The following is an 11,508-nucleotide window of genomic DNA, read 5'->3' on the forward strand; positions in this document are numbered from 1 at the left end:
AAACACGCTCGGGCAACGGCGCACCGCGTGTCCAGGGGCCGTTATCCGATCGCCGCGTTTCTACAGGTACTGCCCGCCGCGCAGCGAGGGGTGCTCGGCCTGCTCGCCGGAGGTGCCCGCCGGCAGCGCGCGACCGCGCATCTTCTCCAGTTGCACGCGGGCGGCCATCTGCTGGGCGAACAGGGCGGTCTGGATGCCGTGGAACAGGCCCTCCAGCCAGCCGACGAGCTGCGCCTGGGCGATGCGGAGTTCCGCATCGGACGGCGTGCCCTCCTCGGTGAACGGCAGCGAGAGCCGCTCCAGCTCGTCCCGCAGCTCCGGCGCGAGCCCGTCCTCCAGCTCGTCGATGGACCGCTTGTGGATCTCCTTGAGCCGGTTGCGGCTGGCCTCGTCCAGGGGCGCGGCCCGGACCTCCTCCAGCAACTGCTTGATCATCGTGCCGATGCGCATCACCTTGGCCGGCTGCTCGACCAGGTCGGTGACGTCCTGACCGTTCCCGTCGTCGCCGACCGGCACGCGCGCGGCGCCGACGGGTGTGCCGTCCGGGCCGACCACGACGACGTGCCGCTCGTTCTCCGCTGCCTCGCTCATACCACCATCCTGTCGCGATCGGGTGGCCGCCCGCGAACCGGGTCGGACCTCGTGCACGGTCCGTCAGTGTGGATCTGGGTGAATCTGGGCCGAATGGCCCATTCGCCCGAATCCCGGTCCCGTGCACGTCACTTTCTGTCGTACCCACCTGGAATGATGGGCAATCGGGGGCTGCTCAGCACGGGGTCTTCGCGTGGCGTGGTCGGCGCGGGCCTTCGGGGACAGACCTCCGCGGCACGGACCTTCACGGACCTCCCCGACACGGACCACCTCCGGCGCTGCCCCCTCCGCGCCGGTCGCCCACCCGCGCCGGACGGCCACCCGCCTCGAACCGCCACCCGCGCCGGACCGTCGTCACCGCTACGCCACCGCTACGCCACCGCTACGCCACCGCTCCGCCGTCGTCCCGGCCGTGCGCCGGGTCACGCTTCGGTCGCTACCCCCGGCCCCTGCTGTCGCCCGTCCCGGCGTCCTCCGTACGGTGTGCGGCATGGCGTTCGACGTCGCCCGGGTCCGTGGGCTGTTCCCCGCGCTCGGCGACGGCTGGGTTCATCTGGACGCGCCGGCGGGGATGCAGGTCCCCGAACAGGTGGCCACGGCCGTCTCCACCGCGCTGCGCGCACCGGTCTCCGGACCAGGTGGCATCTTCCCCGCCTCGCAACGCGCCGAGGCCATCGTCGACGCGGCCCGGCGCGCGGTCGCGGACCTCGTCGGGGCCGACCCGGCCGGGGTCGTGCTCGGCCCGAGCAGCGCGGTGTTGCTGCAACGGCTCGCCGACGCCCTGTCCGAGAGCTGGTTCCTCGGTGACGAGGTCGTCGTGTCCCGGCTCGACCACTCGTCGAACATCGCGCCCTGGCAGCGCGCCGCCCAGCGCACGGGCAGCGTGGTCCGCTGGGCCGAGGTCGACATCGAGACGTGCGAGCTGCCCGCCTGGCAGTACGACGAGCTGGTCACCGACAAGTGCAAGCTGGTGGCGGTCACCGCCGCGTCCGGCTCGGTCGGCTCCCGCCCGGACCTCGCCAAGATCGCCCAGGCGGCCCGCCGCACCGACGCCCTGGTCGTCGTGGACGCCTCGGCGGCGGCGCCGTTCATGCCGCTGGACATCACCGCGATGGACGCCGACGTGGTCGCCGTCTCGGCGAACGCCTGGGGCGGACCCCCGGTGGGCGCGCTGGTCTTCCGCGACCCGTCCCGCCTGGACCTGCTCCCGTCGGTCGCCGTCGAGCCGGGCGCGCGCGGTCCCGAACGCCTCGAACTGGGCCCCCACGCCTACCCGCTGCTGGCCGGACTGGTCGCGTCGGTGGAGTACCTGGCGGGCCTGGACGACGCCGCCGTCGGCCCGCGCCGCGAGCGCCTGCTGACGTCGCTCGGGTCCGTGAAGGCTTACCAAGCCGGACTTCTGGCTAATCTCATCAACGAACTGCGATCGCTCCGTCACGTCATGGTGATCGGCGACGCCATGCGGCGGGTGCCCGCGCTGGCGTTCACGGTGGCCGGCGTGAAGTCGACCGACGGCGTCGAGCACCTGTCCGAACGGGGTGTCTGCGCCTTCGCCGACTCGGGGCAGCACGGCGTGTTCTCCGTGCTGGGCGTGGGTGAGGTCGGCGGAGCGATCCGGGTCGGCCTCGCGCACTACACGAACGCGGTCGAAGTGGACGAACTCGTGCGGGCGGTCGCCGAGCTGGGGTAGCCGGAGGTGTGGTGGACGACGCTCTGTCCCGTGAACTGGCCGACCTCGCCGCACTGCACCGCCTCAGCCCCCTGATGTCCGAGTACCTGCCCACCACGGCGCACGAGCTGCGCCCGGCGGCGCTGGCGGCCGTCGTGGACGAGGTGCTGCTCGGGTCGCGGACCGTCATCGTGGAGTGCGGTTGCGGCGCGTCCTCGGTGCTGCTGGCCCGCCTGCTGGCGCATCGGGGGTTCGGGCACGTGCTGTCCATCGAGCACGACGAGCGCACGGCGGCGTTCGTGGCCAGCCAGCTGCGCCGGGAGGGGTTGGGGCACGTGGCGCGGGTCGTCCACGCGCCCTTGGCCCCGCACCCAGCGGCGCTGGGCAACTCGCAGTGGTACCACCCGCAGTTGGTGCACGACGAGGTGTCGGCTTACGTCGAGCGGTACGGGCTGGTCGACCTGCTGCTGGTCGACGGGCCCCTGTTGGGTGACGCGCGGTACCCGGCGCTGCCCGTGTTGCGCGGGGTGCTCGCGCCGGGCGCGGCGGTGCTGGTCGACGACGCCGAGCGGCCCGGCGAGCAGACCGTGCTGGTGCGGTGGGCCGAGGAGTTCGCGTTGCGGTTCCGCACCACGCCGCGCACGTTCCTGGCCAGCGCGATGGCACTGGATTGACCCGACCCGGCCGGCCGGCGCGAGGCGAGGCGGTGCGGCGAGGCGACGCGGGCCGGCGCGAGGCGAGGCGGGGACGGGCGAGGCGGGCGAGATCCGGCCAGGCCGCACCAAGCAAGACCGAGTCCACCCTGTATAAGTACGCCGTACGCTAACAAGACGTACGCGTATGCTGTACGCTCAAGTGCCACGCGCGGGCCGAACCACTCCACGGCCACACCAGATCAGATCAGGTCAGGTCAGGTCAGGCCGCAACAGGTCAGGCCGAGCCCAGAGCACGCCGGCATCCAATCGGGTCGGGCCGGAGGCGGGCGGAGCCGGTCGGGGCCGGGCCGGGGTCGAGGTCGGGCGGGTCGGAGTCAAGCCGGCGCCGGGCCGGTTCGAGGCCGGATCGGGGCCGGGTCGGATCGGGCCGGGCCGGGGCCGGGTCGGATCGGGCCGGGCCGGGGCCGGGTCGGGCCGGGGCCCGCGCCGTCCCGCGCCGCGCCGTCCCGCACTGCACCGTCTTGTGCCGCACCGGTGCGGCTCGCCTCGCCTCCCGTGTGGCGGTGCGGTGTGGAATGCGTACGCCATACGCTTATCTGTGAGCGTATGGCGTACGCTTATGTGTGGAGTGGACTAGCTCGGGCTCGGTTTGGCCTGATCGGTGGGATCGACCGGCGGTTCAGAACTTCAGCACGAGCTTTCCGAACACGTCCCCGCCCTCCTCCAGCGCTCGGTGCGCCTGGGCCGCCTGCCGGATCGGCAGCACCTCGTGCACGATCGGCTTGACGGCGCCCGACGCGATGAGCGGCCAGAGCCGGTCGCGGACGTCGCGCACGATGCGGCCCTTGCCGTGCGGGCCGTCGACGGGCCGGGAGCGCAGCCCGGTCGCCGTGACGCTCGCCCGCTTGGCCAGCAGCTTGCGGAGGTCGAGTTCGCCCTTCGCCCCGCCCTGCATCCCGATGATCACCAAGCGGCCGTCGCGGGCCAGCGCGTCGACGTTGCGCCCCAGGTAGGCGGCACCCATGTTGTCCAGGATGACGTCGACCTCCCCGACCTCGGCGACGAAGTCCTGCGTCCGGTAGTTGACGGTGATGTCCGCGCCCAGCTCCCGGCACCGCGCCAGCCGCTCGTCCGAGCCCGCCGTGACGGCGACCCGCGCACCGAGCGCCTTGGCGACCTGCACGGCGTGCGTGCCGATGCCGCCCGCGCCGCCGTGCACCAGGAACGTCTCACCCTCGCTCAGCCCCGCGACCAGGACGACGTTCGACCACACCGTGCACGCCACCTCGGGCAGGGACGCGGCGGTGACCAGGTCCACGCCCTCGGGCACCGGGAGGAGCTGCGCCGCGGGCACCGCGACCAGCGACCCGTAGCCGCCGCCCGCCAGCAGCGCGCACACCTCGTCACCGACGCGCCACCCGGTGACGCCCTCGCCGAGCGCGGCGACCGTGCCCGAGCACTCCAGCCCCGGCACGTCCGACGCGCCGGGCGGCGGCGGGTAGTGCCCCTGGCGCTGCAAGAGGTCCGCCCGGTTGACCGCGGTGGCGGCCACCTCCAGCAGCACCTCGCCCGGACCGGGCACGGGGTCGGGCAGCTCGGTCCAGGTCAGCACATCGGGTCCGCCGGGTTCACGAATCGTGATCGCGTGCATGGTCCGACGGTAATGCGGTCGCCGGTCCCGCGCGTCGCGGGCACCATCGTCGGGCATGGACCCGTGGCCCCTCCGACACCTCGTGCTCCGCACACCCCGCCTCGAACTGCGCCCGGACGACGACGCCGGCCTGCTGGAACTGGCCGCCGAGGCCGAGCGGGGCGTCCACCCGCCCGACGAGATGCCGTTCGGCGTGGAGTGGACCGACGCCCCGCGCGAGCGGCTGGGCTTCAACGCCGTGCGGCACCACTGGTCGATGCGGGCCTCCCTGTCGTCGGAGCACTGGACGGTCAACTTCCTGGTGCGGCTGGACGGGCGGGTGATCGGCGTGCAGTCGCTGAGCGGGGAGTCGTTCGCGGTGACGCGGGAGGTGTCGACCGGGTCCTGGCTCGGGCTGCGCCACCAGGGCAGGGGGCTCGGCACGGAGATGCGGGCGGCCGTACTGCTGTTCGCGTTCGACCTGCTCGGGGCGGCGACGGCCCGGTCGAGCGCGTTCGTGGACAACCCCGCCTCGCTGGCCGTCAGCCGGAAGCTCGGCTACCGGGCCGACGGGTCGTTCGTCCAGGTCCGCCGAGGCCGCGCGGCGGTTCAGACGCGCCTGCTCCTGGCGTCCGCCGATCTCGTCCGACCTGGTTGGGAGCTTTCGGTGACGGGTGTCACACCCTGTCTGGGCCTGCTCACTGGGCGAGAACCCACCGAGTGACGGATTGATTTCACCCCGTCGACGGGTGAGGGTTCGGCATCCGAGTGAAGGGGAACTCGATCATGTCAGGTAGAACCGGGATCCGACGCGCGGCGGTCCTCGCGGCGTCCGTGTCCCTCGCATTCGCCGCCGCGCCGGTCGCCGACGCCGCACCCGCCGGGTCCGCCGGCCTCGACGGGCCGGCGCTCGCGAAGAAGCTCACGAAGAACGTCACGCTGGAAGGGGTCAACCGCCACCTGATCGCGTTCCAGCGCATCGCCGAGCGCAACGGCGGCAACCGCGCCGCCGGCACGCCCGGGTACGACGCGAGCGTGGAGTACGTCGCGGGCAAGCTGCGCGCCGCCGGGTTCGACGTCAGCACCCCGAAGTTCACCTACCAGGTGCAGATCACGGACGCCGCGGTCGCGAAGGTCGGCGCCACGACCTACCGCAACGACCCGCTGGAGTACTCGCCGCAGACGCCGGTCGGCGGGCTCACGGCGACGCTCCGCGCCGTGCCGGAGGACGCCACGCCGGGCTGCGAGGCGTCCGACTTCGCGGGCCAGGACTTCACCGGGACGGTCGCGCTCATCCGCCGCGGCGGGTGCACGTTCGACCAGAAGCACCGCAACGCGGCGGCGGCCGGCGCCGTCGCCGCCATCGTGGCGAACAACGTGGCGGGTCCGCTGACCGGCGTGACGCTGGGCTCGGACGGCGTCATCCCGACCGGCGGCGTGTCCCAGGACGACGGCACGGCGTTGTTCGGCAAGGCCGGGCAGCGGGTCACGGTCGACCTGCGCTACCACTTCGAGGACCGGGTGTCGCGCAACGTCGTCGCGGAGACCAGGACCGGGCGCAAGGACAACGTCGTGGTCGCCGGCGCCCACCTCGACAGCGTCGAGGAGGGCGCGGGCGTCAACGACAACGGCAGCGGGTCCGCGGGCCTGCTGGAGACCGCCCTCCAGCTCGGCGGGTCGCCGAAGGTCAACAACGCCGTCCGGTTCGGCTGGTGGGGCGCGGAGGAGCTGGGGATCGTCGGCTCCACCGAGTACGTGCGGTCGCTGTCGTTCGAGCAGCAGCTGGACATCGCGCTGTACCTGAACTTCGACATGATCGGCTCGCCGAACGCCGGGTACTTCGTGTACGACGGCGACGACTCGGACGCGGAGGGCTCGGGCGCGGGCCCGTTCGGCTCCGCGCAGATCGAGAAGGCGTTCGTGGACTACCTGACCGCGGAGAAGCGCGTCCAGGTCGAGGGCACGGACTTCTCCGGGCGCTCGGACTACCGCGAGTTCATCCTCCAGGGCATCCCGGCCGGCGGCCTGTTCACCGGCGCGGAGGTCCTGAAGACCCCGGCGCAGGTGGCGAAGTGGGGCGGCAAGGCGGGCGTGGCGTTCGACCCGAACTACCACGGCGCCGGTGACAACCTGGGCAACATCGACCGCAAGGCGCTGGACCGGAACTCGGACGCGCTGGCGTGGGTGACCGCTTCGTACGCGATCAGCACGGAGGACGTGAACGGTGTCCCGGCTCGGTCGGCGCGGGCGGCGGTGCGCGCGGCCGCGGCGCGGACGCTGCACGTCGAGGGGGACGGTCACGGGCACGACGTCGTGGCGTAGTGGTTGAGGGAGTGGTGAGGGGGAGGGCCGGCCTGGATGTGGCCGGCCCTTTTCCTCGCGCGGCGATCTCGGGTGCGCGGTGGTCCCGGTGTGGTGATCCGGTGTGGTGGTCTCAGTGGTTATCTCAGCGGAGTCTCAGCTCGTGCGGCCGGATGTCGGTGGTGGCTGGGATGATGGTGTCGGGGGCCGGAGGCCGAAGCTGCTTCTGTGCGGCTCACGCAAGAGCGTAAAAGTGTCCTCGCCGGATGGGCAGGCCATACGGGGAGAACACGAGGCCGGAGGTCTGCGCGGCGCGGGCAGGGCGCGGCGTGTCGGGCGGGAGTCGCGTGGTCAGCCGAGGTTGTCGGTGTCGAAGGTGTTGCAGCGGGTCGGGTCGCCGGTGTCGAAGCCGAGCGTGTACCACTTCTGCCGCTGCGCCGACGTGCCGTGCGTGAACTGCGTCGTGTCGACCCGGCCCCCGCCCAGTTCCCGCTGGATGAAGTCGTCGCCGATCCGGGCCGCCGCGTCCAGCGCCGCCGCGATGTCGTCCTGCGTCACGCCCGTGATGAGCGGCTTGCCGGAAGCGGTCGGGATGGTGGTCGCGTGGTTCGCCCACGCGCCCGCGTAGCAGTCGGCCTGGAGTTCCAGGCGCACCGCGTCGGACTTGGGTCCGCTGCGGCTGCGCACCCGGTCCGACGTGCCCAGCAGGTTCTGGATGTGGTGCCCGTACTCGTGGGCCAGGACGTACGCCTCGACGAACGGGCCGCCGGTCGCGCCGAACTTCTGCTGCAGTTCCCGGAAGAAGTTCAGGTCGATGTACACCTGCGCGTCGGCCGGGCAGTAGAACGGCCCGACGGCGGACGTCGCGTTGCCGCACCGGGTCTGGACGCCGCCCGAGAAGAAGTTCGTCTGCGCCTGCCGGTAGGTGCGGCCGGACCGGGAGAACTGGTCCGTCCAGTACGACTGGATGGAGTTGATGAACGCGACCGCGCGGCAGTCGGCGTTGCGGTTGGCGTCCGCACCGGTACGGCACTTCTCCCGGATGGCCTCCGAACCGACCTGCTGGTCGCGGCCCACGTCCTCGAAACCCGAGCCGGCGGGCAGTTGCGCGCTGCCGCCCAGCTGGGACAGGACGAAGTAGATGATCAGCCCGACGATGCCCAGACCGCCACCGCCGAGCGCGACCCGACCGCCGACGCCGCCCCGGAGGTCGGAGACCTGTGACGTGTCGAGCTCGGCGTTCTCGTTGAACTGCACCGCGTGTCCTCCAAGCCGGGGCCCCCACCAAGGCGGCCCAACGATAGCCGGGACCGGGTACCCACGGAGGGCGTCCGGGATGCCGGGCGGATCACGGCCGGCGATCGGTGCGGGGAAAGGCGGTGGGCTCCCGGACGGGCAGCGGCTCGACGCGCGTGTGCCCGGGCGCGGTGCCGCTGTTCGAGGCACCGCACCCGGGGTTTTCCTTGTGGAAGTGACTGATCCGGTTCGTGGCGAGGTTGGCGTGGACCTCGGACGGTGTCGCCGGGTGAGACGGCACCCGAGAACTCCGGGGTCAAACAGCGTCAAGCGCGGCATGCGCGTCGATCACGCCGGAAGCACCGCGCGCTCGAAACCTCCGCCCAACCGCTCACGGTCGCGACCGGGACGATCTGGTCCATCCCGCCCGCGGGGTCGCGGCCGAACGCGGATCATCACAGCGAGGACTTCTCTGCACCGCACCACCTACCCCTTCCGGGCGTGCCGGTGAGGCTTCGGCTCGGGTCGCCCCCCGGCAGGTCCTGCCTTGAGGATGCGCTTGATCGGCCGGTGGCACAACTCCTGGGCGACGCCCTGAACTGGTGAAATGGGATTTATTCCCGTCCGGTGCGCCACGCCTGCCCGTCGGCGGCGCGGTGGGCGGGCCGGTGCGCCCCACCCACCGCGCGCGGCCTCACGGCTTGGCCGTGATCCGGCCGAGGGCCGGCGGTGCGGTGTTCGGGTGGGCGGCCAGGTAGGCGCTGAAGGCGTCCAGGTCGATGCCGCCGCCGGTGATGTCCGTGCCGCCGGTGAACGCGCTGAAGCCGTCACCGCCGCCCTGCAGGAACGAGTTGATCGTCACCCGGTAGCTCGCGGCCGGGTCCAGCGGCGTGCCGTTCAGGACGACGTCGGACACCTTCGAGCCGATCGGGGCGGACGCCGACCACGTGTAGGTCAGGCCCGCGCTGGGCTGGAGCACGATCTGCCGCTGCGCGCCGTTGACGACCTGCCACTGCTGCTCCAGCGCCGCCTTGACCTGCGCGCCGGTGAGCGTGACGGTCTGGAGGATGTTGCCGAACGGCTGGACGGTGAACGCCTCGCCGTAGGTCACCACGCCGTCGCCCTCGCCGGCCGGGGACGACGCGTGCGTGAGGTCGGCCCGCACCCCGCCGGGGTTCATCAGCGCGAGGACCGCGCCGTGGCCCGTCGTGGCCGCCAGTTGCGCGTCGGCGATCAGGTTGCCCAGCGCCGACTCGCCCGCGCCGTTCTGCGCACGCAGGACGTCCGCCGCGACGGAGCCCACCGGCCGGTTCGCGATCGGGCCGGACTTGGCCTTCGCCAGGTCGACCACCGACTGGATCGCCGGGTCCGGCGCGACGTCCCTGGTCACGACGTGGTTGCGCGCCACGGTCGCCGAGCGCACGACGTCCCGCGTCCGCCGGTCGATCTTCAGGTCCACCACCGACAGCTCGCGCCCGAACGCCAGGCCCTCGATGAACGGGCGCGGGTTGCCGGCCGGGTCGGTGACCGTGCAGTTGTACTGCTGGTGGCTGTGCCCGGAGAACACGGCGTCGATCTTCGGCGACACCTTCTCCGCGATGAGCCGGCCGGGACCGCCGGGGACCGTGCGGCAGTCGTCGGGGCCGCCGCCCGAGGTGTTGTCGCCCTGGTGCACGAGCAGCACGATCGCCTTGACGCCCATGCGGTGCAGCAGGTCGGCGTACCGGTCGGCCGCCGCGATCTCGTCGCCGAACCGGAGGTCCTTGATGCCGTTCGGGTCGACCAGGATCGGCACGTCCTTCAGCGGCATCCCGATGAAGCCGATCGGGACGCCGTCGCGGAACTCGACCCAGAACGGCGGCAGCGCGGGCAGGCCGCTCCGCGCCAGCGTCACGTTCGCGCCGAGGATCGGGAACCGCGCGCCGTCGAAGGACTCGCGGAACTGGCAGCCGTCGACCGGGTGGCACCCGCCGGCCTGCACGCGCAGGAGCTCGCGGTAGCCCTCGTCGAACTCGTGGTTGCCCGCGGCGGTGGCGTCCATGCCGACGCGGTTGAGGACCTCGACCGTCGGCTCGTCGTGGAACAGCGCCGACACGATGGGCGACGCGCCGATCAGGTCGCCCTGCCCGACGATGACGGAGTTGCGCGCCTGCGCCTGGAGGTTCCTGATGTGCGTGGCGTTGTAGGCCGCGCCGCCCGCCTCCACCTGGGTGCCGCCGGGCAGGGTGACCCGGCCCGACGAGCCCGACGGCGGCTCGATGTTGCCGTGCAGGTCGTTGATGCCGATCAGCCGGACGTCCACGGTGCGCGCCGACCTGTCGTCCGCTTGCGCCGGGACCTGGGCGACGGTGAGGGCCAGCCCGGCCGCGGCGCTGAGCGCGAGCGCTGCCGTGGCCCGCCTGAACGAGGTCATAAGGGGTTCCCTCCCTGACAGCGCCCCGGTAGGAGGCGCACCACGGCGAGGGAGTTTGCCCCGCGCGGCTGACGCGCACCAGACATGCGCGTGGATCGTCCGTGAACGGAGACCTGCGGCATAGCCTGGTGTGGTGACTGAGCACGAGCCCCGGTGGCTTGACGACGGCGAGATGCGCGCGTGGCGGAACTACGTGGTCGGGGCGTCCATGCTGGCGGAACGCCTGCACCGCGAACTCCAGGACCGGCACGGCGTGTCGTTGGCCGACTACGAGCTGCTCGTCCGGCTGTCCGAGCAGCACGGCGGGCGGATGCGCATGTCCCAGCTGGCCGACGAGGTGGCGTCGTCGAAGAGCCGCGTCTCGCACCAGGTGGCGCGGATGGAGCGCGAGGGCCTGCTGCGCAGGCGCGAGTGCCCGGAGGACGGGCGCGGGGTGTTCGCGGAGCTGACCGAGGAGGGCGTGCGGACGCTGGAGGGTTCCGCGCCGACCCACGTGGACGGCGTGCGGGCGCACATGATCGACCTGCTGACGCGCGAGGAGCAGGAGGTGGTGGCGAAGGTCTTCGACCGGGTCATCACGCACCTGCGCGGTGGTGCGCACGCCTGACACCCCGTTCGTGGCCGGCGGCCCGACCGGGCCGGGACGCACAGCGCCCCCGCACCCGGTCGGGGTGCGGGGGCGCTCGTCGACCGGGCGGCCGGTCGCGGTGGCGGTAGCGGTGGGATTTGAACCCACGGAGGTTTTACCCTCGCACGTTTTCAAGACGTGTCCCTTAGGCCGCTCGGGCACGCTACCGCGTAGGAGCGTAGCCGACGGCCGACGGCCGCGGGTGCCGGATGAGCCGGGTTCGGGCGACGCCCCGGAGAGCGGCCCGCCGTCGGCCGGCGGGACTCCGACCGGTCCGGCCGGCTTGCGCAAACCGTGATGTAAAGGGCTGGTTTTCGGCGTTCGCTGTCGAGTATTTTTCGCTGGATTGCATTGACAGGCCCAGGTCGGCGGTGGATCGGGGAC

General features: G+C 72.5%; 9 protein-coding genes and 1 tRNA gene. 5 read left to right on the forward strand and 5 right to left on the reverse strand.

Annotation, left to right across the window (positions count from 1 at the left end):
• Positions 1-60: 60 nt before the first annotated feature.
• The gene (locus C8E97_RS02490) at positions 61-591 is read right to left on the reverse strand and encodes a bacterial proteasome activator family protein (RefSeq protein ID WP_121001247.1); all 531 of its coding nucleotides are present in this window, start codon (positions 589-591) and stop codon (positions 61-63) included.
• Between the two features lie 490 nt (positions 592-1,081).
• Here C8E97_RS02490 and C8E97_RS02495 point away from each other — a divergent pair, with 490 nt between their 5' ends.
• Together C8E97_RS02495 and C8E97_RS02500 are read left to right on the forward strand one after the other, a co-directional pair.
• Positions 1,082-2,281, forward strand: a complete 1,200-nt coding sequence (locus C8E97_RS02495) for a cysteine desulfurase-like protein (protein ID WP_121001249.1) — start codon at positions 1,082-1,084, stop codon at positions 2,279-2,281.
• An 11-nt stretch (positions 2,282-2,292) separates the two neighbouring features.
• On the forward strand, positions 2,293-2,934 hold the full coding sequence (locus tag C8E97_RS02500; protein WP_246018629.1) for a class I SAM-dependent methyltransferase: 642 nt from the start codon (positions 2,293-2,295) through the stop codon (positions 2,932-2,934).
• 661 nt (positions 2,935-3,595) lie between these two features.
• Here the strand turns inward: C8E97_RS02500 and C8E97_RS02505 are convergent.
• Positions 3,596-4,567, reverse strand: coding sequence for an NAD(P)H-quinone oxidoreductase (locus C8E97_RS02505; RefSeq protein WP_121001253.1), 972 nt, complete (start codon positions 4,565-4,567; stop codon positions 3,596-3,598).
• A gap of 55 nt (positions 4,568-4,622) precedes the next feature.
• Between C8E97_RS02505 and C8E97_RS02510 the strand changes: the two genes are divergently transcribed.
• Both C8E97_RS02510 and C8E97_RS02515 read left to right on the forward strand, forming a co-directional pair.
• On the forward strand, positions 4,623-5,270 hold the full coding sequence (locus C8E97_RS02510; protein WP_121001255.1) for a GNAT family N-acetyltransferase: 648 nt from the start codon (positions 4,623-4,625) through the stop codon (positions 5,268-5,270).
• A 62-nt stretch (positions 5,271-5,332) separates the two neighbouring features.
• Positions 5,333-6,868, forward strand: coding sequence for a M28 family metallopeptidase (locus C8E97_RS02515; RefSeq protein WP_121010640.1), 1,536 nt, complete (start codon positions 5,333-5,335; stop codon positions 6,866-6,868).
• A gap of 330 nt (positions 6,869-7,198) precedes the next feature.
• Here C8E97_RS02515 and ypfJ read toward each other — a convergent pair whose 3' ends face one another.
• Together ypfJ and C8E97_RS02525 are read right to left on the reverse strand one after the other, a co-directional pair.
• Positions 7,199-8,104 carry a KPN_02809 family neutral zinc metallopeptidase gene (gene ypfJ / locus C8E97_RS02520; protein ID WP_121001257.1) on the reverse strand — a complete coding sequence of 302 codons (906 nt, stop codon included), beginning with the start codon at positions 8,102-8,104 and terminating at the stop codon, positions 7,199-7,201.
• 673 nt (positions 8,105-8,777) lie between these two features.
• On the reverse strand, positions 8,778-10,496 hold the full coding sequence (locus tag C8E97_RS02525; protein ID WP_121001259.1) for a bifunctional metallophosphatase/5'-nucleotidase: 1,719 nt from the start codon (positions 10,494-10,496) through the stop codon (positions 8,778-8,780).
• A 133-nt stretch (positions 10,497-10,629) separates the two neighbouring features.
• On the opposite strand from C8E97_RS02525, the gene C8E97_RS02530 reads away from it, so the two are divergent.
• Positions 10,630-11,103 (forward strand): MarR family winged helix-turn-helix transcriptional regulator, encoded by a 474-nt coding sequence (locus C8E97_RS02530; RefSeq protein ID WP_246018631.1) that lies wholly within the window; start codon positions 10,630-10,632, stop codon positions 11,101-11,103.
• Between the two features lie 101 nt (positions 11,104-11,204).
• Here C8E97_RS02530 and C8E97_RS02535 read toward each other — a convergent pair.
• Positions 11,205-11,292, reverse strand: a tRNA-Ser gene (locus C8E97_RS02535).
• Positions 11,293-11,508: the final 216 nt, after the last annotated feature.

It is taken from the genome of Saccharothrix australiensis, assembly GCF_003634935.1.
Taxonomy (GTDB): Bacteria; Actinomycetota; Actinomycetes; order Mycobacteriales; family Pseudonocardiaceae; genus Actinosynnema; species Actinosynnema australiense.

Coding starts and splice junctions, on each gene's coding strand:
- C8E97_RS02490 (WP_121001247.1), bottom strand. CDS start 591: ATGAGCGAGGCAGCGGAGAACGAGCGGCACGTCGTCGTGGTCGGCCCG.
- C8E97_RS02495 (WP_121001249.1), top strand. CDS start 1,082: ATGGCGTTCGACGTCGCCCGGGTCCGTGGGCTGTTCCCCGCGCTCGGC.
- C8E97_RS02505 (WP_121001253.1), bottom strand. CDS start 4,567: ATGCACGCGATCACGATTCGTGAACCCGGCGGACCCGATGTGCTGACC.
- C8E97_RS02510 (WP_121001255.1), top strand. CDS start 4,623: ATGGACCCGTGGCCCCTCCGACACCTCGTGCTCCGCACACCCCGCCTC.
- C8E97_RS02515 (WP_121010640.1), top strand. CDS start 5,333: ATGTCAGGTAGAACCGGGATCCGACGCGCGGCGGTCCTCGCGGCGTCC.
- C8E97_RS02525 (WP_121001259.1), bottom strand. CDS start 10,496: ATGACCTCGTTCAGGCGGGCCACGGCAGCGCTCGCGCTCAGCGCCGCG.